Genomic DNA, 243 nt, shown 5'->3' on the forward strand with positions numbered 1-243 from the left:
TTCATTTTGAACCACGCAATTCCAATTATTGAATGCATTGCAATCAATAATTAAATGCATATTATCTTCGCGATCAGAGGATGGCGGTCGAGGAAAGCAATCTTTCCGTTCAGATCGCAGCCCTCCGCAAACTGCTCGGCCCGGCCTTGGACGGCAGTGAATGGATCGTCACGGTGCCGCGGGTCGGATACAGGTTTGCCGCTCCCGTGGAGAGCCGCACCGACGGGGCCGATGGCGACCGGC

Annotated in this window: 1 pseudogene; it reads left to right on the top strand. The window is 55.1% G+C overall.

From position 1 onward, the window contains the following. Positions 1 to 80: 80 nt before the first annotated feature. Positions 81 to 243, top strand: a pseudogene (locus EOD29_RS34450) (transcriptional regulator); the annotation flags it as partial.

It is taken from the genome of Mesorhizobium sp. M1A.T.Ca.IN.004.03.1.1, from assembly GCF_003997555.1.
Classification (GTDB): Bacteria; Pseudomonadota; Alphaproteobacteria; order Rhizobiales; family Rhizobiaceae; genus Mesorhizobium.